The organism is Staphylococcus gallinarum (assembly GCF_029774255.1).
Taxonomy (GTDB): domain Bacteria; phylum Bacillota; class Bacilli; order Staphylococcales; family Staphylococcaceae; genus Staphylococcus; species Staphylococcus gallinarum.
This window is the reverse complement of sequence record NZ_CP069082.1, coordinates 2366045-2388711: the sequence shown is the minus strand read 5'-3', so window position 1 is coordinate 2388711 and position 22667 is coordinate 2366045. Positions and strand designations below refer to the sequence as shown.

At 34.3% G+C, this 22667-nt stretch carries 21 protein-coding genes; 17 read left to right on the top strand and 4 right to left on the bottom strand.

The window, feature by feature from the left end; genetic code table 11:
* Positions 1 to 14: 14 nt before the first annotated feature.
* From JN168_RS11430 to JN168_RS11415, 4 genes are all read left to right on the top strand, one after another.
* The gene (locus JN168_RS11430) at positions 15 to 377 is read left to right on the top strand and encodes a DUF423 domain-containing protein (RefSeq protein ID WP_107512341.1); all 363 of its coding nucleotides are present in this window, start codon (positions 15 to 17) and stop codon (positions 375 to 377) included.
* Positions 378 to 431: 54 nt separating this feature from the next.
* Positions 432 to 1919, top strand: a complete 1488-nt coding sequence (locus tag JN168_RS11425) for an APC family permease (protein ID WP_279525900.1) — start codon at positions 432 to 434, stop codon at positions 1917 to 1919.
* Between the two features lie 178 nt (positions 1920 to 2097).
* Complete coding sequence (locus tag JN168_RS11420; RefSeq protein ID WP_042738067.1) at positions 2098 to 2553, top strand: MarR family transcriptional regulator; 456 nt, start codon at positions 2098 to 2100, stop codon at positions 2551 to 2553.
* A 120-nt stretch (positions 2554 to 2673) separates the two neighbouring features.
* Entirely contained in the window at positions 2674 to 4071 is a 1398-nt protein-coding gene (locus JN168_RS11415; protein WP_279525899.1) for a DHA2 family efflux MFS transporter permease subunit, read from the top strand.
* A gap of 337 nt (positions 4072 to 4408) precedes the next feature.
* On the opposite strand, the gene JN168_RS11410 is transcribed toward JN168_RS11415, so the two are convergent.
* The 3 genes from JN168_RS11410 to hemQ all read right to left on the bottom strand — a co-directional run bounded on the left by JN168_RS11410 (position 4409) and on the right by hemQ (position 6976).
* A complete protein-coding gene (locus JN168_RS11410) occupies positions 4409 to 4867 on the bottom strand; it encodes a threonine/serine exporter family protein (RefSeq protein ID WP_042738069.1) in 459 nt (152 codons plus the stop codon).
* Between the two features lie 11 nt (positions 4868 to 4878).
* Entirely contained in the window at positions 4879 to 5652 is a 774-nt protein-coding gene (locus tag JN168_RS11405; RefSeq protein ID WP_107512329.1) for a threonine/serine exporter family protein, read from the bottom strand.
* A 574-nt stretch (positions 5653 to 6226) separates the two neighbouring features.
* Positions 6227 to 6976 (bottom strand): hydrogen peroxide-dependent heme synthase, encoded by a 750-nt coding sequence (gene hemQ / locus JN168_RS11400; RefSeq protein WP_042738071.1) that lies wholly within the window; start codon positions 6974 to 6976, stop codon positions 6227 to 6229.
* 160 nt (positions 6977 to 7136) lie between these two features.
* Here hemQ and pta point away from each other — a divergent pair, with 160 nt between their 5' ends.
* From pta to JN168_RS11370, 6 genes are all read left to right on the top strand, one after another.
* Positions 7137 to 8126: a phosphate acetyltransferase gene (gene pta, locus JN168_RS11395; protein WP_162846339.1), complete on the top strand. Its 990-nt coding sequence runs from the start codon at positions 7137 to 7139 to the stop codon at positions 8124 to 8126.
* Entirely contained in the window at positions 8126 to 8962 is an 837-nt protein-coding gene (locus JN168_RS11390; RefSeq protein WP_042738073.1) for a lipoate--protein ligase family protein, read from the top strand. Before pta ends, JN168_RS11390 begins: the two co-directional genes overlap by 1 nt.
* Positions 8963 to 9727: 765 nt before the next feature.
* The gene (mvk, locus tag JN168_RS11385) at positions 9728 to 10651 is read left to right on the top strand and encodes a mevalonate kinase (protein ID WP_107512331.1); all 924 of its coding nucleotides are present in this window, start codon (positions 9728 to 9730) and stop codon (positions 10649 to 10651) included.
* Positions 10652 to 10656: 5 nt separating this feature from the next.
* Positions 10657 to 11640, top strand: a complete 984-nt coding sequence (gene mvaD, locus JN168_RS11380) for a diphosphomevalonate decarboxylase (protein ID WP_042738075.1) — start codon at positions 10657 to 10659, stop codon at positions 11638 to 11640.
* Positions 11641 to 11652: 12 nt separating this feature from the next.
* The gene (locus tag JN168_RS11375; RefSeq protein WP_042738076.1) at positions 11653 to 12729 is read left to right on the top strand and encodes a phosphomevalonate kinase; all 1077 of its coding nucleotides are present in this window, start codon (positions 11653 to 11655) and stop codon (positions 12727 to 12729) included.
* 251 nt (positions 12730 to 12980) lie between these two features.
* Positions 12981 to 14612 carry an alpha-glucoside-specific PTS transporter subunit IIBC gene (locus JN168_RS11370; RefSeq protein WP_042738077.1) on the top strand — a complete coding sequence of 544 codons (1632 nt, stop codon included), beginning with the start codon at positions 12981 to 12983 and terminating at the stop codon, positions 14610 to 14612.
* A gap of 65 nt (positions 14613 to 14677) precedes the next feature.
* Here the strand turns inward: JN168_RS11370 and JN168_RS11365 are convergent, their stop codons facing one another.
* Positions 14678 to 15445: a MurR/RpiR family transcriptional regulator gene (locus JN168_RS11365; RefSeq protein WP_107641883.1), complete on the bottom strand. Its 768-nt coding sequence runs from the start codon at positions 15443 to 15445 to the stop codon at positions 14678 to 14680.
* 221 nt (positions 15446 to 15666) lie between these two features.
* Between JN168_RS11365 and JN168_RS11360 the strand changes: the two genes are divergently transcribed.
* From JN168_RS11360 to JN168_RS11330, 7 genes are all read left to right on the top strand, one after another.
* Complete coding sequence (locus tag JN168_RS11360) at positions 15667 to 16752, top strand: Gfo/Idh/MocA family protein (RefSeq protein WP_042738079.1); 1086 nt, start codon at positions 15667 to 15669, stop codon at positions 16750 to 16752.
* A gap of 13 nt (positions 16753 to 16765) precedes the next feature.
* Positions 16766 to 17482, top strand: coding sequence for a ThuA domain-containing protein (locus tag JN168_RS11355; protein ID WP_042738080.1), 717 nt, complete (start codon positions 16766 to 16768; stop codon positions 17480 to 17482).
* 21 nt (positions 17483 to 17503) lie between these two features.
* Positions 17504 to 18544 (top strand): Gfo/Idh/MocA family protein, encoded by a 1041-nt coding sequence (locus JN168_RS11350; protein ID WP_279525898.1) that lies wholly within the window; start codon positions 17504 to 17506, stop codon positions 18542 to 18544.
* Between the two features lie 19 nt (positions 18545 to 18563).
* Positions 18564 to 19532 carry a sugar phosphate isomerase/epimerase family protein gene (locus JN168_RS11345; RefSeq protein ID WP_107527011.1) on the top strand — a complete coding sequence of 323 codons (969 nt, stop codon included), beginning with the start codon at positions 18564 to 18566 and terminating at the stop codon, positions 19530 to 19532.
* 365 nt (positions 19533 to 19897) lie between these two features.
* Complete coding sequence (locus JN168_RS11340; RefSeq protein WP_107512339.1) at positions 19898 to 20245, top strand: YuzB family protein; 348 nt, start codon at positions 19898 to 19900, stop codon at positions 20243 to 20245.
* A 465-nt stretch (positions 20246 to 20710) separates the two neighbouring features.
* The gene (locus tag JN168_RS11335; protein ID WP_042738084.1) at positions 20711 to 21649 is read left to right on the top strand and encodes an aldo/keto reductase; all 939 of its coding nucleotides are present in this window, start codon (positions 20711 to 20713) and stop codon (positions 21647 to 21649) included.
* A gap of 453 nt (positions 21650 to 22102) precedes the next feature.
* Positions 22103 to 22648, top strand: a complete 546-nt coding sequence (locus tag JN168_RS11330; protein ID WP_042738085.1) for a flavodoxin family protein — start codon at positions 22103 to 22105, stop codon at positions 22646 to 22648.
* Positions 22649 to 22667: the final 19 nt, after the last annotated feature.

Genomic DNA, 22667 nt, shown 5'->3' with positions numbered 1-22667 from the left:
ATATAGCAAACATGATGAAATTATTTATTATATTAGGTGCTTTAAATGCGATGATGGCAGTTGGTACGGGGGCATTTGGAGCCCATGGATTGGAAAACAAATTGTCAGCTAAATATATGTCAGTTTGGGAGAAGGCTACAACGTATCAAATGTATCACGGTTTAGGATTATTAGCGATTGGTATTATAAGTGGTACGACTTCAATTAACGTTAATTGGGCTGGTTGGTTGATGTTCTTCGGTATTGTATTTTTCAGTGGCTCATTATATATATTAGCATTGACGCAAATACGTATATTAGGTGCAATTACTCCAATTGGTGGCGTATTGTTTATAGTAGGTTGGTTAATGTTAATTATTGCAACAGTTAAATTATAATTGTTTAAGAATTCATCTTGTGGTTAAATACATTCCATGAGGTGAATTTTATTTATGGATAAAAAAGATGTGCAAGTAGATAGAGGGGACTTAAAGCAGAACTTGTCTGAAAAATTTGTTTGGGCAATTGCTTACGGTTCTTGTATAGGTTGGGGTGCATTTATCCTACCAGGAGATTGGATTGCTAAATCTGGTCCTATGTCTAGTGCGATTGGTTTAGTCATTGGTGCATTACTGATGATACTTATTGCAGTTAGTTATGGTGCTTTAGTAGAACGATTTCCTGTTTCTGGTGGTGCATTTGCCTTTAGTTTTTTAGGATTTGGTAGATATGTTAGTTTCTTCTCATCATGGTTCTTAACCTTTGGTTATATCTGTGTTGTTGCCTTAAATGCGACAGCCTTTAGCTTATTAATTAAATTCCTATTGCCTGATGTATTGAAAACGGGCAAGCTTTATACGGTAGCTGGGTGGGATGTTTACATAACTGAAATTATTATCGCATCACTATTATTAATTGTGTTTATGTTTATAGCTATTGTAGGTGCTAGCGTATCAGGATCGCTACAATATTATTTCTGTGTTGCAATGGTTATCACAATTTTATTATTATTCTTCGGCTCTTTCTTTGGCAGTAATTTTTCATTAGAGAATTTACAGCCACTTACTAACGAGCATTCAGGGTGGTTAACATCGATTGTTGCAATCGTAGCAGTTGCGCCATGGGCATATGTAGGATTTGACAACATACCACAGACGGCTGAAGAATTTAATTTCTCTCCAAACAAGACATTTAAATTAATTGTCTACAGCTTGTTAGCTGCTGCAATCACTTATGTTGTAATGATTTTCTTTACTGGATGGTTAAGTACATCAAGTAAAAGTTTAAACGGTAATTTATGGTTAACAGGCGCAGTAACACAAGAGGCCTTTGGTTATATTGGCTTAGCAGTACTTGCAATCGCCATTATAATGGGGATCTTTACAGGACTTAATGGATTCTTAATGAGTTCAAGTCGATTGCTCTTCTCAATGGGACGTGCAGGTATCATGCCAACTGTGTTTAGTAAACTGCATCCACGTTTTAAAACACCATATGTAGCAATTATCTTTTTAGTAACAATTACTTTAATTGCACCATGGTTGGGTAGAACAGCTTTAACATGGATTGTAGATATGTCTTCAACAGGTGTTTCTATAGCATATTTTATAACTTGTTTATCAGCTGCTAAGTTATTTAGCTATAACAAGGCGAGCAACACTTATGGGCCGGTTTACAAGACCTTTGCTATTTTAGGAACGATTGTTTCATTTATATTCTTATGTTTATTATTGATTCCAGGCTCACCGGCATCATTATCGATACCTTCATATATTGCTTTAGCCGGTTGGTTGGTCATTGGTTTGATTTTCTTCTTTGTTCGTTATCCTAAATTGAAACAGATGGATAATGACAAATTGAGTCAACTTATTTTGAATCGAACTGAAGACGAGTTGGTAGATTTAATTAATGAAAATAAGTCAACTAAAGCAAATCAATAATATTTTTTAGTTATAATAAATGCAAATTACATTATTTTATTTGTCTATTTGGCGAATCATAAAAATCCTTACATCAATCAAAGTGATGTGAGGATTTTTATGTTTGAGGTATATGATATGATATATTGTGAGTAAGCTAGTGGTGAGCGTTTATGTAGAGTAGAAAAGGAGTGATATCATGGATAAGTCAGAACAGTTATTAAATGATATCAAGGAAGTATATGATAAGATTGTGTGGCTTAATAAACCTGTTATGGAAGAACATTTAAAGGGTTATACACCAACTGAAGTGCATTGTATTGATGCGATTGATAAGTTGAATAAGCCTAATGTAAGTAAATTATCGAAAAAGCTTTTTATGACACGTGGAGCGATTAGTAAATTGACTAAAAAATTAATCGACAAAGGTGCTATAGAAAGTTTTAGAGAAACACAGAATAAAAAAGAAATTTATTTTCAATTAACTGATAAAGGACAAGAAGTGGCTGTGCTTCATGCATCATTACATAATAAATTTAGAGAACGTGATAAACCAGTATTTGATACCGTAACTGATGAAGCGTATGATGTAATGTTAGATTTTTTAAGTAAATATAATGCGCATTTAACGAAAGAAATAAACAACAGAAATTAATAAATTAAGGTTAGGAACTCAATTGAACAATGATTGAGTTCATTTTATTTACACTTATTGTTGACTAGGAAACAAAATCGAGGTATATTGTTTCCTGAGAAACAATAAGGAGGTTGCAGGATGACGCAATCATTAAATAAGATACCACGACATATGATGTTAATGGCTTGGTTGATCGTATTAGGTGCCATTGCACCAATGCTTGATGCTACTATGATAAACATTGCTATTTCAGACTTAACACACGACTTTAATGCAACGCTCAAGACTATACAATGGGGGATTACTGGCTATACACTCGCAATTGGAATAGCAGTACCTATTGCAGGATGGTTAATGAATCAATTTAATAGTAAGTGGATTTATATATATGCATTAATTGTATTTGCTGTGATGTCATTATGTGTGGCATTAAGTGGGACGGTTCAACTATTTATTCTATTTAGAGTATTCCAAGGATTAAGCGGAGGCATTATTTCTACCTTAATGATGACACTTTTAGTGAAAGTTACTGATCAATCCTATTTAAACAGAATCATTGCAATAGTAACGACACCAATGATTTTAGGTCCTATGCTAGGTCCAATATTAGGAGGTATGATTGTTGAATATGCAAACTGGCAGTGGATTTTTTATATTAATATATATATTATGGTCGTCATTGTGCCCATTTTAATTTATTTTTTGCCTAACTTTGAACCTTTTAATAAAGAAAAAGGGTTTGATAAGATAGGCATATTATTATTAACATTGATTTGTTTGTCTACTATGTTATGTATAACACAAGCAACAAACCAGCATAGTTTAATCAACCGAGTGACTATTATATTTGCACTAATAACTATCATACTGATATGGAGTTATGGTTATTACAATAAAGTTAGAAATTATCAGACCATTTTACCTACAACTTTGTTTAAAAAACGTAATTTTTTAAGCTCGACAATGGGGTTATTTATTGCTAATTGTGCCATTTTAGGTCCGATGATCATATTTCCATTATTTATTGCCAATTTAAATGATTACAATACAGTTGGTATTTCTATTGCATTGATTCCACAAGGATTAGGTATGTTAATTGCTAGACCGTTTATTGGTATCTTAGCTGATAAATATGGAGTTAAAGTAATTTTAATGATTAGCCTGGTTTGTTCTATTGTGTCTACGATTCCGTTTGTTGTTATGTCTGTAAACACACCGATGATTTATTTTGAAGTGGCATTATTCATTCGCGGATTATGTGTAGGCGGTATTATGTTGCCCTTTACAACAAATGCTTACCAAGGTTTGGAGGATCACCAGTTATCTGAAGCAGGTGTAGGTATTAGTATGATTGAGAATGTGGGCGCGAGCTTCGGAGCTGCCATCTTATCAACATTAGTAAGTAGTATGTCTCAACTATTGCAAAATCAATTACAAGCATTTCATGTTGCTTTCTTCGTAACATTTGTACTATTCCTATTGCTCTTTATACCGACATGGATGATTGAAGGTGTAAAAGAGAATAGCAACACATAATGTGAAAACATATACTGTAAATAAATCTTGAAAAATAACCCATAAATGAAAATAAACGCATTTATGGGTCATAGAATAGATAATATTTTTATAGTTGGTTTTCTTTATTGATAAGGCGTTGTACCTTTGCTATTTGACTAGTATTTTTATCGTAGCTGTCTTGCCAAAATAGCTATTGAAAAATTATGATTTTATATAAAAAGAGAATTATTCCAACAAGACATAGTTTTCTATTATTGAAATTGGAAATTATAGTTCAAACATTTATAGGTTAATAACTATTATATAATCTGGCACATGTGAGCGATGAACGCTATTTAGAAAGCGAGTATAAGTATTAAGGTTTACGATGGCGACTGAGTTTGTATTTGTCAGATAATATCAGTTTAAAGAAGTGATCTGCAAATAATAAACCAAGTGCAATGGCACCAGCGATTAACGTAACTTCTAACATCGTATTGATGGCTTTACTAAATTCTAATAATACAAGGTTTTTCGTTGCATCGAATGCCAAGCCTCCTGGAACGAGAGGGATGATACCAGGAATCATAAAGAGAATCACTGGTTCCTTTTTAACTCGTGCCATAATATGACTGAGAATTCCTAAGACTAAGCTGCCGAAGAAACTAGAATAAATAGTATGTAATTCAAAGGTTTCATAGAATAATGTGTAAATCATCCAACCACTTGCACCAACGAAGCCGACCGTGTTATACAAGCGCTTCGGCACATCGAAAATGACTCCAAAAAACAATGAAGCAGTATAGCTAAATACTAAATTTAATATCCAAAACATAGACATTACTCCTAAAAAATTATGAGAATCGTACCAACACCCGCACCGATACCAAATGCAGTGACCAGTGCTTCAAGTGATTTGGTCGTAAACATTAACATATGTCCACCAAATAAATCTTGAATTGCATTGGTTATCAATACACCTGGAACGATTGGCATCACAGCAGCAATTATGATTGTTGCACCGGAACCACCGGGGAATAATTCACGTCCTATAACGGTTATTAATCCAATAACCATAGCACCAGCAAATTCTGGAATAAATTGTGCCTGTAATTTACGGTCTAACACTTCAACAACTAAATAGCCAAAAGCACCTGCAACCAGCGCTGTAATTACATCGACAAAGTGGCCTCCTTGTAAATATAAGAAACTTACCGATATGATTGCGGCAGCGATAAATTTGAAAAGCAAATCATGGTTAATGCTTTGTGATGTACGAATTTTACCTAGTGCTTGATAAGCATCTTCAGCTGATATATCGCCACTGGCTAAACGTCTAGAAATTCTATTGGTTTCAGATATTCTATGTAAATTTGTATCTCTTGTTTTTATCCTGAAAATTCTTGGATAGGTTTCATCATGTAGCATAAAGTTTATAACAGTATTTGTGACGAAACTATTACTTTCGGTATAACCAAGTGTATGAGCAATATAGGTCATTGTATCTTCGACACGAGATCCCTCAGCGCCAGATTCAAGCAATATTCTACCAGCCAAGACGATAATATCTTTGGCCAGCTTTTCATCATAACTGTCAATAGTTTGAGAATAATTTGTCATTAGATCACCAGTAAGTAAGATTTTGTAATTGCGCGATGTTTAATTCCTAAATAGCTTGGAAATAGAAATTACTAAGATTACGTTTATTCTAACACGATATCTATGATAAATAAGCATAAATTTATGCTTGTTTTGTTTATAAAATTTAGAGCTATTATATTTAGTGCAACTCTAGAAAGTCAAATATGTTTCAATTATTGCAAATAGGTTAATATAATATTAGTTAACTGTTACAACTTGATATTGAGTAGCGACAATCTCACAGTTTGTTTAGCAGTTAATAATTAAATTAAGTAGTGATTAAAGTTCTCCCAAACACACTACACAAAACAGGCTAGGGTGAGTATCCTAGTAAAAAGAGAGCCCATTGAACTGAATGTTTCAACGGGCCCTCTTTTTTTGTAGCTATTGTATGTCAGTTAGTGCTTATCTATCGTTAGAACTTATAATTACAAATTGAAATGAATGGGTTGGCATTTAAGAAACTTTAGTTAATACAATAGAAGACAACAAAAAAGACGACCTCATCATTTGAGGGCGTCTTTGGCTATCATAAATTACGATTCGAAGTAGTTTATACGTTGAATAAATCTTGTAATTCGTCTTTTGTAACTACATGACCTACATAGAAACTACCAAAATCACCATAGCGTGCTGTTGTTTCATCGAAGCGCATTTCGTATACTATTTTCTTGAATTGTAATGGGTCGTCAGCAAAAAGTGTTACACCCCATTCATAGTCATCGAAACCAACAGAACCAGTGATAAATTGTTTGATTTTTCCTGCATATTTGCGACCAATCTTACCATGGTTATACATAAGTTCTTGTCTTTCTTCTAGAGGTAACATATACCAGTTATAAGTTTCATTACGTCGTTTATCCATTGGATAGAAACAGATATATTCTGATCTTGGTAATTCAGGGAATAAACGTGGTTTAATATGTGGATTCTCATATGGATCTTCATCGGATTTCCCTGCAAGATAATTTCCTAATTCAATGATAGAAACAAATGAATAAGTTGGAATTAAGTAATCCGTAATCTTTAATTTGTTAAATTCATTTTCAAAGGCATTTAAATCTTTCATTTCTGGACGTAGTGCCCATAATAAAATGTCCGCCTTTTGACCGGTAATATTATAAAATGCATGATCACCAGTATTGTTTGTACGTGCTGATTCATGCTTGTTTAAAAATGATTGTAATTCTTCAACAAGCGCTTGTCGCTCTTCATTTGGAACTAAACGTAAACCTGTCCAATCAATAGCATATAATAAATGTAAACTATACCATCCATCTAACGTTTCTGGTGCTTGTGGCATCTTAATCGCTCCTTTATAAATTCTTGTCTACACTTAAAAATTTTACCATAAAGGTAGTGGTATAACATAAGTAAATGATTACAAATTAGTGACATGGAATTCTATAAAAAAATGGCGTATAATGATTGTGAAAAGTGAATATAAAAAACTCGAGGAGGCCATTATGTCTTTATTAGATGTATTACAAGAAAAACTTTCAGGAAAAAATGTTAAAATCGTATTGCCTGAGGGAGAAGATGAACGTGTATTAACAGCAGCAACACAACTACAAGCTACAGATTATGTAACACCTGTATTATTAGGTAACAAAGCAAATGTTGAAGCTTTAGCTACTGAAAAAGGTTTAGATCTTTCAAATTTAGAAATTATCGACCCTGAAACGAGTGAATTAAAAGCTGAACTCGTTGAAGCTTTCGTGGAACGTCGTAAAGGTAAAGCTACACAAGAACAAGCTGAACAAATGTTGAAAGATGTCAACTACTTTGGAACAATGCTTGTTTACACAGGTAAAGCGGAAGGCCTAGTAAGTGGAGCAGCGCATTCAACTGGAGATACAGTGCGTCCTGCATTACAAATCATCAAAACAAAACCAGGCGTATCAAAAACATCAGGTATCTTCTTTATGATTAAAGATGATCAACAATATATCTTTGGAGACTGTGCGATTAATCCAACACTTGAAGCACAAGATTTAGCAGAGATTGCTATCGAAAGTGCAAAATCTGCACAAAGCTTTGGCATGTCACCACGTGTTGCAATGTTGAGCTTCTCTACTAAAGGTTCAGCAAAATCAGATGACGTTGAAAAAGTTTCGAATGCTGTAAGTTTAGCTCAAGAAAAGATTAAAGCTGATAATTTAGAAGATATCGTTGTAGACGGTGAATTCCAATTTGACGCTGCAATTGTACCTGAAGTTGCTGCCAAAAAAGCACCAGGAGCTCAAATTCAAGGTGATGCAAATGTATTCGTATTCCCAAGCTTAGAAGCAGGTAATATTGGTTATAAGATTGCACAACGTCTAGGAGGATTTGACGCAGTAGGTCCAGTATTACAAGGACTAAATTCACCAGTGAACGATTTATCAAGAGGTTGTTCTACTGAAGATGTTTATAACTTATCAATCATCACTGCTGCTCAAACATTACAATAATGGATTTAACAAGCAAATATTTTAATGGTATCGATTGGCGCTATATTGATCATTCATCTGGTTTAGAACCGATGCAGTCCTTTGCGTTTGATGATACGTTTTCAGAAAGTGTAGGTAATGGTGCATCAAGTAATGTGGTGCGAACTTGGATTCATCAGCATACTGTGATTCTGGGGATTCATGATTCTAGATTGCCATTTTTACATGAAGGCATTCGTTACTTGACTGATGTGCGTGGATATAATGCTATCGTTAGAAATTCTGGTGGACTTGGTGTGGTATTGGACCAAGGTATTCTGAATATTTCCTTGATTTTTAAAGGGAAAAATGAAGTGACGATTGATGAGGCATTTACGGTGATGTATTTATTGATTGCCAAGATGTTTGAAGATGAAGATGTAGAAATTGAAACTCATGAGATAGAACAATCATATTGTCCAGGAAAATTTGACTTAAGTATTAACGGGAAAAAGTTTGCAGGTATTTCACAACGTCGTGTACGAGGTGGCATAGCAGTACAAGTGTATTTATGTGTCGAAGGTGATGGTAGTGAACGTGCGAGCATGATGAAGGACTTTTATGCGCATGCCTTAAATGGAGCTGCAACTAAATTTAAATATCCGGATATTGACCCACAGTGTATGGCATCACTAGAAACATTGCTTGGTAGAGAAATTACTGTGCAAGACGTAATGTTTCAATTATTATATGCGCTGAAGGATTTGGGTAGCCGTCTTAATATGGAACCAATTACCGACGAAGAATATACACGTTATGATGGTTATTTTGATAAAATGATTGAGCGTAACGCTAAAATTAATCAAAAAATGAATTAGTTCAAGCGTGAGTTGAAAATATAATTTGAGAAGTGTATGAAGCACAAAGTACCAATTTTGGTCTTATTAAATGCGGTTATAACCTTGCATTTAGTTATGCTTTGTCTCATACGCTTCTTTTTTATGTGCTTTTTTATTATGTTATTCTATTTAAAGTGGTTATATTGTGGTAAATAGAATAAATGAAAGTATAGCTTATTACATTCAATATAAAAGTAATGTTCAAATTAAATAACAATGACAAGTGATATTTTATTTGAAGAGATTAAAGCATTCTATATGATTCAATAACACAAAAAATATAAAAACAAGCGACTACAATTTTCTAATTGTTGAATTATGTAAGCTAAAAAAGTAATATAGTAAAAGTGAAGATGTATAGCGGTTTATATTTTGAATATGCTGGTGAACGATTTATAATAATAGCGTATTGTATATAATTAGTAGCAGGTAATAAGTTTTTTATGAACTGTGAATGAATAACGTTATATTTCATAAGTATGACTATAGTTGTATATCATAATTTATAAACTGTGAGATAATAAATAGAAATGTGATTAAGCAAATACTAAAACGATAGTAGCAAAATGTTAATAATCGTAATGTGATTTGAAATGACTTGCCCAAAATAATTTAACTTAAATTTCCTGGGAAATTTTGTATAATATTTTAGGTTAGTATGAGGAACTGTGTAATTATTTTGTCTATAGTAAGATTGAGAACTTAAATCATAAAATTAAAGAATAGCTAAAGGTGATTGAAAATATGGCACAACATGGATACGGGGAAGCAAATGGGAAAGTAATCTTAATAGGTGAACATGCGGTTACGTTCGGTGAGCCGGCAATAGCCATTCCATTTACTACCGGCAAAGTTAGAGCAACAATTGAGGCATTAAGTGACACAGAGACCTCATATATAAAAAGTGATGTTTATGATGGCGCGTTAATATACGCACCCGAACACTTAAAAGCAGTAATTAGACGCTTTATAGACTTATATCAAATTGATAATCCAATTAAAGTAACGATCGATACAAACTTACCTGCTTCTCGTGGACTTGGTTCTAGTGCAGCTATGGCGGTTGCTTTTGTACGTGCGAGTTTCGATTATTTAAATAAACCATTATCAGATGAACAACTTATCGAAGAAGCGAATTGGGCTGAACGTATTGCACACGGTAAACCAAGTGGTATTGATACACAAACCATTGTTTCGAATAAGCCGGTTTGGTTTCAAAAGGGAGAAGTTCAGAATTTAAAGCCCTTAGAACTAAAGGGCTATATGGTTGTCATTGATACAGGTGTACGAGGTTCAACGAAACAAGCTGTAGAGGATGTCCATAATTTGTGCAAAGAAGATGCGGCTTATCTACAATATGTTGAGCATATTGGCCAATTAGTATTTGAAGCAAGTGATGCCATAAATCATCGTAATTTTGAACAGTTAGCCTCGATTTTTAATTTATGCCAAGAAAATTTAAGAACATTAACGGTAAGTCACGACAAAATTGAAGCGCTATTAGAAGCAAGTAAAAATGAAGGTGCAATCGCTGGTAAATTAACTGGTGGCGGTCGTGGTGGTAGTATGATTGTCCTTGCAACTACTATTGAAATAGCAGAGCGTATAGCTAAAACTGCTGAAGCACTAGGTGCACATCATACATGGATAGAATATTTAGGAGGTTAAGCGTTTTGGTTAAAAGTGGCAAAGCACGTGCACACACAAATATTGCACTCATAAAATATTGGGGGAAAGCAGATGAAGCATTAATTATTCCGATGAATAATAGCTTATCTGTAACGTTAGATCGTTTTTACACTGAGACTAAAGTTACATTTGACACACAGTATAGTAAAGATACCCTAGTGTTAAATGGTAAAGAAGTAGACGCTAAAGAAACAGTGAAGATACAGCGCTTTATGGATGTTGTACGTGAAATAAGTGGCACAACAGCTCATGCATATATTGAAAGTGATAACTTTGTTCCCACTGCAGCGGGCCTTGCTTCGTCTGCAAGTGCATATGCAGCACTAGCAGCGGCATGTAATGAGGCATTAGGACTAGAATTATCGGGTAAAGATTTATCTAGATTAGCTCGAAGAGGTTCAGGTTCTGCGTCAAGAAGTATATACGGTGGTTTCGTTGAATGGGAAAAAGGGCATGATGATAGTACATCTTATAGCCATCCAATTGAAGCGAATGATTGGGAATCTGATTTAGCTATGATTTTCGTAGTTATCAATAATCAATCGAAAAAAGTTTCAAGTCGTGCCGGTATGTCTCATACACGTGATACGTCTCGTTTTTATCAATATTGGCTAGATCACGTAGATGAAGACATAGCGGAAGTTAAACATGCCATAAATAACCAAGATTTTAAACATTTGGGTGAGGTTTTTGAAGCAAATGGATTGCGTATGCATGCGACGAACTTAGGTGCACAACCGCCGTTTACATATATGGTCGATGAAAGTTATCGCGTTATGGAAATTGTTCATGAATGTCGTGAAGCAGGCTATCCATGTTACTTTACGATGGATGCTGGCCCAAATGTGAAGATTTTAGTAGAACAGAAGAATAAAGCTGCAGTCGTGGATGCACTGCGTAAATCATTTGATGAAACACAAGTGATTATGAGTGATATTACAAATAAAGGCGTCGAAATTATTAAATAAGGAAGAGATAACATGATTCAAGTTAAAGCACCCGGAAAACTCTATATAGCTGGTGAATATGCGGTTACTGAGCCTGGGTATAAATCTGTACTAATAGCAGTAGATCGATTTGTAACAGCTACGATTGAAGAATCTAATGCTGTAGAAGGTACGATCCATTCTAAGACATTACATCATGAACCAGTCACATTTCAAAGAAATCAAGACGAAATTGTAGTCTCTGATGTACATGCTGCCAAACAATTAAAATATGTTATTACAGCCATAGAGGTATTTGAACAATATGCCCGTACGAACAATACGAAATTAAAGCATTTTCATTTGACGATAGATAGTAATTTAGATGATGCAAATGGACATAAATATGGTCTTGGCTCTAGTGCAGCAGTATTAGTTTCTGTGGTAAAAGCTTTAAATGAATTTTACAATATGCATTTATCAAACTTATTTATATACAAATTGGCAGTTATAGCCAATATGAAATTACAAAATTTAAGTTCATGTGGTGATATTGCGGTAAGTGTTTATACAGGTTGGTTAGCGTATAGTACATTTGATCATGAATGGGTGTCTCAACAAATCGAAGATACCTCTGTAAATGATGTATTAAAGAAAAACTGGCCAGGTCTACATATTGAACCATTACAAGCTCCTGAAAACATGGAAGTATTAATTGGTTGGACAGGCTCGCCAGCTTCGTCACCACATTTAGTCAGTGAAGTTAAAAGATTGAAATCAGATCCAACATTCTACGGTAAATTTTTAGAGCGTTCGCATTTATGTGTAGAAAAATTAATTCATGCCTTTAAGACCAATCATATTAAAGGTGTTCAACAAATGATTCGTTTAAATCGTGAAATTATTCAATCTATGGATAAAGAAGCAACGATAGACATTGAAACAGCACATTTAAAGATATTGTGCTCTATTGCTGAAAAGCATGGCGGCGCAGCTAAAACATCAGGTGCTGGTGGTGGAGATTGTGGTATTACAATTATTAAAAATGATATCAATAAACAAGCTATATACAAAGAATGGCTCGAAAATGATGTGAAACCGTTAGAATTTAATATTTATAATGGTCAATAATAAATGAAGACAGCCCATGCTCAAAATTAAGCGTGGTGTTGTCTTATTTTTATGTGTTATAGCGACTGTTAGTTTATGTGCCTGAAATAAATATTCAAGACTCTGGAAAATTTACCTCAAAATGAAAACACAACCTTTGCTTGCTATCTATTATCTAAATATCTAAATAGGCTTGTATCGTGGAAGATAAAGGTCTATCATCACCTTTAAGCAAAAGAAAGCGCTTACATATAATTAGGAGAGTGATGGCTATGAAATTTGGGCAAAATTTTGGAAATGCAATTCGTCGGTTTGGCGGCGCCATGATTGTACCTGTATTATTATTTCCTTTTTTCGGAATTATTATAGGTATTGCCACGCTATTTAAGAATGAAGCCATTATGGGGCATATGGCAAAGCCTGATAGTCTGTGGTTCCAAATTTGGACATTGATTGAAAATGGTGGGTGGACAGTATTTGAAAATATTGAATTGATTTTTGTCATTGGTTTACCTATTTCATTGGCAAAAAAGTCAGCTGGACATGCCGTAATGTCTTCTGTTGTAACTTATATGATGTTTAATTATTTTATCAACAGTATTTTATCGATGTGGGGTAAATCGTTTGGTGTGAATTTTGATGAAAAAGCAGGTGCCGGAACAGGTTTGACTGAATTAGTTGGCATCAAGACATTAGATACAAATATTATCGGTGCTTTAATCATCTCAGGTATCGCAATTTGGTTACACAATCGTTATTATGACAAGAAATTACCCGAGTCTATTGGCATATTCCAAGGCTCACCTTTCGTGATTATGAGTGCCTTTTTTGTCATGATACCTCTAGCATTTTTAACAAGTTGGGGTTGGCCAATAGTTCAAGGTTGGATTGCTTCTTTGCAAGTATTCTTAGCATCATCAGGTTATGTCGGTGTTTGGTTGTTCCATTTTTTAGAGCGCATTTTAATACCAACTGGTCTCCATCACTTTATTTACACACCGTTTGAATATGGTCCTGCAGTAGTAAATGGTGGAATCAAATCATACTGGATTTCTCATTTGAATGATTATTCTAATACGACGCAATCATTGAAAGATATATACCCAGGAGGTGGATTCCTTTTACAAGGCAACATTAAAATGTTTGGCTCCATCGGTATTGCTCTGGCGATTTATTCAACAGCAAAGCCTGAGAAGAAAAAAGAAGTTGGAGCATTGTTAATTGCAGCAACATTGACAGCGGTGTTTGCAGGTATTACAGAACCTTTAGAGTTTACGTTTATATTTATTGCACCATTTTTATTCTTAATTCATGCGCTATTAGGTGCCACAATGGTAACGATTATGCACGCCTTTGGACTTGTCGGTAATTTAGGTGGGGGATTAATCGAAATTGCAGCTACAAATTGGGTGCCATTATTTGGTAATCATTGGAGTATCTATATTGCCCAATTTATCATTGGTTTTATCTTTATTTTTATATACTATTTCTTATTCAGATTTATCATACTGAAATTTGATATACCTATGCCAGGTAGAGAAAGTGAAGCATCTACAAATACTAAATTGTACACTAAAAAAGATTACCAAGCGTCCAAACAAGATAAAGCGATGCAAGGGACAATGACTACAGAATACGAAGAAAAAGCAGCTGCGTATTTACAAGGTTTAGGTGGTGTAGATAATATCATTGATGTCACAAATTGTGCTACCAGATTAAGGGTGACCGTGCAAGAACCTAATAAGGTTGAGTCGGTGGATTATTTTAAAGCAAATGGAGGCGCACATGGCTTAGTTAAAAGTGGCGGCAATGTACAAGTGATAGTTGGCTTGTCAGTACCTCAAGTGCGAGAAGCTGTTGAGCAAATAATTCATAGACAAACACAATCGACTGAACCACAATAGTTTAGCACAGTCGATGTAAATTACATTTAATAATAATTATGAAGCGAACGAATGATTTGGATCAATTACCTTGTGTCTGATTTATGTTGAGCGACTTTGTAATTATGGTAAGTTCTAGCAATAAAGTCAAAAACAACATAATATGGCGTGAAACTATAGTACTCAGTATTATTAAAGAACTGAATAGGCGCACTGTTGACGTAAATATTAAAGGCAGCATTTTTAGCTATATAATTATCGTGTAGTGTGGTAATGGAGACGTATTTGTAATTTCGAGATTTCAATAGCTGAATAGGCGCCTTTAAATTTTCAGTTTCGCCAGATAATGAGATGATAAATAGTAAATCATCTTGTGTCATTTGTTGAATGGCTAAGCGAAATTCACTTTCGTCATTGAGTACAATGCCTTTCTTAGAAATTGAGAGCATATGACGTTGTGCTTCTCGAGCAACATTTTGTTGTGCCATGCCTGTACCATAAATATAAATAAATGAAGCGGCATCAATAAATTCGTTTAATGGCTGATAATCAAACATTTGCAAGTGCTCAACAGTACGTTGGATATCTTCTACTATTGGTGTTGTATTGATAGTATCAGTAGGCGTACTATGATTTTCCATTTTTAAATAAAATTTAAAATCACTATAGCCTTCAAAACCTAATTTCTTTACGAGTCTATGAATCGTTGAAATAGATGTATGAGTCAGTAGACTTAAATCGTGAATTTTCATAGATGTCATTTCATCGATATGCTGATGAATAATACTCATTATATGTAAATCATTTTCAGTTAATTGTTCAAAGTTTTCATTAATCAGATGATCAAGAACCATAAATACGATGCCACCTATTCGTTGGAAAAATTTCCGGAATTTGAAAATATATTCTAATGTTAATATATAAATTCTAAATACGTCAAACTTATTGGTGAGTTTAAGGTAATAATTTAATATGAAATAAAAGAACCTTTATTTAGTAAACAATTTTAAATTACACGCAATATTTTGTAAGCGTTTACTTTATATAAAAGGAATAATGATAAGGGGATGAGTGTATGAAGTTGAACATAGGAATCATTGGTTGTGGTGGTATAGCTAATGGCAAACATTTACCTAGTTTAGAGAAGATTTCAGAAGCTTCTTTAGTAGCGTTTTGTGATATTGATAAAGCAAAAGCGCAGTTAGCTGCCGAAACATATGGAAGTGATGATTCAAAGGTATATGAAGACTATCGTGATTTATTGGCGGATAAGACGATAGATATAGTTCATATTTGTACGCCAAATAATACGCATAAATCCATCACAGTGGATGCTTTAAATGCTGGAAAGCATGTCATGTGTGAAAAACCAATGGCCAAGACTACAGATGAAGCACGTGAAATGATAAACGCAGCAAAACGTAATAAGAAAAAATTAACAATTGGTTATCAAAATAGATTTCGTGGTGATAGTCAATATTTACGTAAAGTTACTCAACGAGGTGACCTAGGTGAAATTTACTTCAGTAAAGCACATGCAATACGTAGACGTGCTGTACCAACATGGGGAGTATTCCTTGATGAAGAGAAACAAGGTGGAGGTCCATTAATTGATATCGGAACACATGCCTTAGATTTAACACTATGGATGATGGATAATTATGAGCCAGAATCTGTCATGGGTTCTACGTTTCATAAGTTAGGACAGCAAGAAAATGCTGCTAATGCATGGGGATCATGGGATCCAAAACAGTTTAATGTTGAAGATTCTGCATTTGGATTTATAAAAATGAAAAATGGCGCGACAATCATTTTAGAATCTAGTTGGGCGCTTAACTCTCTTGAAGTAGATGAAGCGAAATGTTCATTATCAGGTACTCAAGGTGGTGCCGATATGAAAGATGGGCTACGTATTCATGGTGAAGACTTAGGCACACTCTATACATCTCAAATTGAAATTGATAATCCTGGGGTGGATTTCTTTGATAGTGAGTCAATTGACGAAGCTGAAGAAGAGGCGCGAGCATGGGTGCAGTGTATTATCGATGATACAGAACCTATTGTTAAACCTGAAGAAGCGTTGGTAGTGACGCAAATATTAGAAGCAATTTATCACTCTGCAAAGACTGGCAAGGCGGTATATCTTAATCAAGATAAATAGGGGGTATTAATTTATGAATATTACAATTTGGAATGAATATAGACATGAACAAGAGAATGAAACAATTAAGCAAATCTATCCAGATGGTATTCATCAAGTGATTGCTGATTGCCTAAGTTCAGAACACAATGTGTCAACTGCTACGTTAGACGAACCCGAACATGGTTTAACGGATGAGCGTCTCAATAAGACTGATGTCCTTATTTGGTGGGGACATAAAGCCCATGATGAAGTCAATGATGAAGTAGTAGAAAAGGTTAGACAACGTGTGTTACAAGGTATGGGGCTTATTGTATTGCATTCTGGACATTTTTCTAAAATTTTCAAATCATTGATGGGCACGTCTTGTGATTTAAAGTGGCGCGAAAGTGATGATAAAGAACGCTTATGGGTAGTAGATCCAACACATCCAATTACGGAATCATTACCGAGTTATATTGAATTAACACAAGAAGAAATGTATGGTGAGCATTTTGATATTCCAACACCTGATGAGACGATATTTATTAGCTGGTTTGAAGGTGGGGAAGTATTCAGAAGTGGTGTGACCTATAAGAGAGGTAAAGGTAAAGTCTTTTACTTTAGACCTGGTCATGAAAGTTATCCAACGTATTATCACCCACAAATTCAACAAGTCATAAAAAATGGAGTGAACTGGGCGCGTCCAATTGAAACACCTACACCTGAATATGGTAATGCACGACCATTAGAGACAATCAAGAAAAAATAATGTAATGAGAGGAGCGTCCCTATGTCTAAATTAGCGATAGGTGTGATTGGTTGTGGCGGAATTGCGCGAGACAGGCATTTGCCGACACTAAAAGCACTGAGCGATGATGTTACAATTACCGCTGTACAGGACATCAATATGGAAGTGGCGAAAGCTGTAGCTGATGAATTTGAAATCAAACATATTGTAACAGATTATCAGGAATTGTTTCCCTTGGTTGATGCAATCATGATATGTACACCCAATAAGTTTCATGCGGAAATTGCTATAGCGGCTTTAGATGCAGGTGTTCATGTCTTTTGTGAAAAACCTATGGCGATGAATCAACATGAATGTCAACAAATGATTGATGCAAAAAATCGTTCTGGTAAATGTTTAGCTATTGGTTATCACTATCGTTTTACGGATGCTGCACAAACAGCTAAACAAGCAATTGAGGAGGGTGTAGTAGGAGATCCATTGGTAACGAGAGTTCAGGCGTTGAGACGTAGAAAGGTACCTGGATGGGGAGTCTTCACCAATAAAGCACTACAAGGTGGTGGTAGCTTGATTGACTATGGCTGTCATTTATTAGACTTGTCACTTTGGTTATTAAATGACATAGCGCCTGTAGAAGTAATCGGTAAAACATATAATCGTTTAAGTCAAAATCCATCCCAAATTAATGATTGGGGACCATTTGACTATGAACAATTTGAAGTTGACGACCATGTTACAAGTTACATCACATTTGAAGATGGTTCATCAATGCAATTTGAATGTTCTTGGTCTGCTAATATCAAAGAAGATACGAGAATGTTAAGTATTTCTGGAGCTAACGGTGGGATTAACTTATATCCATTTGAAATTTATCAACCGCGCTTTGGTACATTCTTTGTAGAACAAGCCACAGCTGAGCATGATGAACAAATAGCGGCACAACGGCAGACACGTAATTTCATACGTAGTTGTTTGGGCCAAGAAACGTTAGTTGTTCAACCTGAGCAAGCTCAAATGGTTAACAAATTGATTGATGCGATTTATCGCAGTGACGCAGAAGGAAAGAGTATACGACTAAATTAATTAGGGTGGAGTGATTATAATGAAAGTAGGTATTTTTTCAGTTCTATTTCAAGATAAATCATTTGAAGAAATGTTGGACTATGTAGCTAATGCAGGTGTCGAAATGATTGAGATTGGGACAGGTGGTAATCCGGGCAACCAATTTTGCCCACTTGATGAATTGTTAAATGATGAACAGGCAAGAAAGGCATATTTAAATAAAATAACAAGTCGTGGTTTGGAGATTAGTGCGTTAAGTTGTCATAATAATCCGATTTCCCCTAACCAACAAGAAGCGGATACCGCGCATGATACGTTATATAAAACAATCAAATTAGCCGCACTGTTAGATGTTCCGGTGGTGAATACATTCTCAGGGATTGCTGGTGCTGATGATGAAGCGAAACATCCTAATTGGCCTGTAACACCATGGCCAACAGTATATTCTGAAATTTATGACTGGCAATGGCATGAAAAACTCATTCCATATTGGAAAGAAGTTGCAAATTATGCAGCATCGCAAAATGTGAAGATAGGTATAGAATTACATGCTGGATTCTTAGTACATACACCTTATACTTTACTGAAACTAAGAGAGGCAACTGGGGACGCGATAGGTGCGAATTTAGATCCTAGTCATCTATGGTGGCAAGGTATTGATCCTATAGCAGCCATTAAAATCCTTGGACAAGCAAATGCGATACATCACTTTCATGCTAAAGATACGTATATTGATCAAGATAATGTCAATATGTACGGATTAACAGATATGCAGCCATACGCTAATGTGAAGACCAGAGCTTGGACTTTCCGAACTGTCGGTTATGGTCACAATCCTCATGAATGGGGAGAAATGATTAGTGCATTACGTATGAATGGTTACGATTATGTGATGAGTATAGAACACGAAGATCCAATTATGTCGATAGAAGAAGGTTTTAATAAAGCTGTTCAAAATTTAAAATCAGTCAATATTACACAACCAGCACCAGATTTATGGTGGACGTAAAATGTATTATTGCTCAAGCTGTCAATCTATTAATTAAATTATCATAAAAGCAATCGGTAATAAGAAAATATCGATTGCTTTTATGCGTATTGCAACGCATAGTATGTAAATAAGGCGTACTACTTATGAAATATTAAGAAATGATAGTAAAGCTAGGAGTATAAAACGTTAAAGATTAATAATGTAATTATGACATCATAGAATTAAAGCTTGAATTTTTCACCAAAAAGAGTAAAATAATTAGAGTTGTAAATAGCGTATATGATTGTTGAGCGTATGCTACGTTTAACGGTAATATAAATAATAACTAGCAATTGTTGTAAAGTGATATCAAAGTCAATCTTAGGAGAAAGGTGAGGGCGGAAATGCAAAATAAATTTTTAATTTGTGATGATTGCCAAGGTGTTAATTGTAAATCATTAGAAAAAAAATTAACTAAGTTAGATCCAGACGCTGAAATTGAAATAGGTTGTCAGTCCTATTGTGGTCCGGGTAGAAGAAAGACGTTTGCCTTTGTAAACAACCGACCTTTAGCAGCCTTAACCGAAGATGAACTTATGGAAAAGGTTACGAAACAATTGCAAAAGCCAAGGGATCCTGAAGAAGAAGAACGTTTGAGATTGCGCAATGAAGAGCGTAAACGCCGTAAAGAAGAACAAGACCGAAAATTAAAGGAAAAATTGGCTCAACGCAAAGCGAAAAGTAAGCAATAGCAGTACGATGCTGAAAAGTAATTTGAGTCAAATTGTTATTGCAGAATATAAAATGTTCAAGAACTACGTTAAAATTGAACTTTTCATAAAAATAACTGAATAACCTAATTCGTAACTATATAGTTTCTAAATTAGACAGAGATTCACTGTGAATCGGTGTTACTAAACTGCCGTATTTTATTGTTGGATCATGCTAATTAGAAACTATTTTTTTAGGGATATGGTATAAAATTTCAGTGCCTCATATATTGGCATACTTTATAAATAACATATAAAACATGTCAGCTTTGTAAGCAGTTTATTTTAATATTGGTCATTATTCATGCTAAGTTTTAACTAGCGTATATATTTAACATGCCTTTTACTAATAAAGTGATTGAGAAAAGGATGTTTAGAAATATGAGAATCAGTGAATGTATACCGCAACAAATTGTAATGACATTTAAGATGAGGAGTGGGTAACATATGACTGAAAAAGTACAATTAGGTAAATCAGATGTTAAAGTAAATCCAATTGCGTTAGGGACTAATGCAGTGGGAGGACATAACTTATATAACAACCTAGATGAAGAACAAGGTAAAGAAGTGGTTCGAACAGCTATAAGAAATGGCATTAACTTGTTAGATACTGCGTATATCTATGGACCTGAACGTTCTGAAGAATTGGTAGGAGAAACGGTGAAAGAATTTTCTCGTGATGAATATGCTATTGCTACAAAAGGTTCACATTACTTTGATGAAGAAGGTAACGTACAACAAAGTAATGACCCAGAATTTTTAAAAGAACAAGTTGAAAAAAGTTTAGAGCGCTTGCAATTAGATTATATTGATTTATATTATATTCATTTCCCTGATGAAAACACACCTAAAGATAAAGCGGTGGCAGCATTGAAAGAATTGAAAGATGCTGGAAAGATAAAAGCGATTGGTGTTTCTAACTTTAGTTTAGAACAATTGAAAGAAGCGAATAAAGATGGATATGTTGATGTTGTTCAAATGGAATATAATTTACTAAATAGAGAAAATGAAGCAATATTCGATTATACTGCGGAAAATAATATTACCTTTATTCCATATTTCCCACTAGTGTCAGGTATCTTAGCAGGTAAGTATAATGAAAATAGTACATTTGATGATTTACGCTCTGAAAATCCAGAATTCCAAGGTGAAAAATTTAAAGAAAACCTTAAAAAAGTAGATGAATTGAGAGGAATTGCAAATAATCATGGTGTCGATGTGGCACATGTGGTCTTAGCATTTTATTTAACGAGACCTTCACTAGATGTGGTTATTCCAGGTGCCAAACGTGCTGATCAAGTAGTAGATAACTTACAAACATTAGATGTGACATTAACTGATGAAGAGATTAAGCATATTGAGTCGATTTTTCCTGTTGAAAAATAAGGCATAGCCATTTTGAATAAATGTGAAATAGGAAGCAGGCAGTTTCAAATGCATAATTTGAAACTGCCTGCTTGTTTTGTTTTAGTATATTCACCAATGATACACACAATTATAGAAATGAATTTTGCTCAGGTTGTATTATAAAATTTACATGCGCTTTAAGTTGTGTAACAACACGATAAATAAATGGATGTTATTCAATTTATTTAAGTTCTTAAAATCGTAACAATTTAAATATTTAAAAACGAAAAATTAGGGAATATACATTTTAATATATAAAAAATTTGATGATTTATGAGCAAATAACTTAATATATTAATGTATTTTAATTAAACTGTTTAATAACTGAGCAATTTAGTGTAGGATTATTAATTAAGTTTGGTGCATTGATATGCAATGTATATTGATAATTTTTAATGTGTAAATCATTAAAGATAGTAGAAGGAGTTTATTATGATTACAGTTTTATTCGGAGGAAGTCGCCCAGAGGGTAACACAGCTTATTTAACTAAGATGGCCGTTGAAGGATATGACTATGAGTGGATTGACTTAACAAAATACCAATTAAACCCAGTTCGAGATGTAAGACATGACAATACGACTATTGAAACTTATGATGATGACTATAAACAGATTATTGATAAAGTATTAGCGAGTGACACGGTAATCATCGCTTCACCAATTTATTGGTATAGCTTATCTGCGTCAATGAAAGCATTTTTTGATCATTGGTCAGAAACACTTGTGGACCCTAATTATAAAGATTTTAAAGCTAAGATGGCAGAGAAAGATTTCCGCTTGATTATCGTTGGTGGTGACTGCCCTAAAGTAAAGGCGAAACCATGTATCACACAAGTGAAATATAGTTTAGAATTTTTAGGTGCTAGCTTATCTGGTTACATTATTGGAACGGCTGAAAGACCTGGTGATATTGAAAAAGATGTCTACGCATTAAATAGAGCAGAAGAATGGCAAGAAACATTAAGTGCTAATAAATAAATAGCTAAACTTTAGTTTG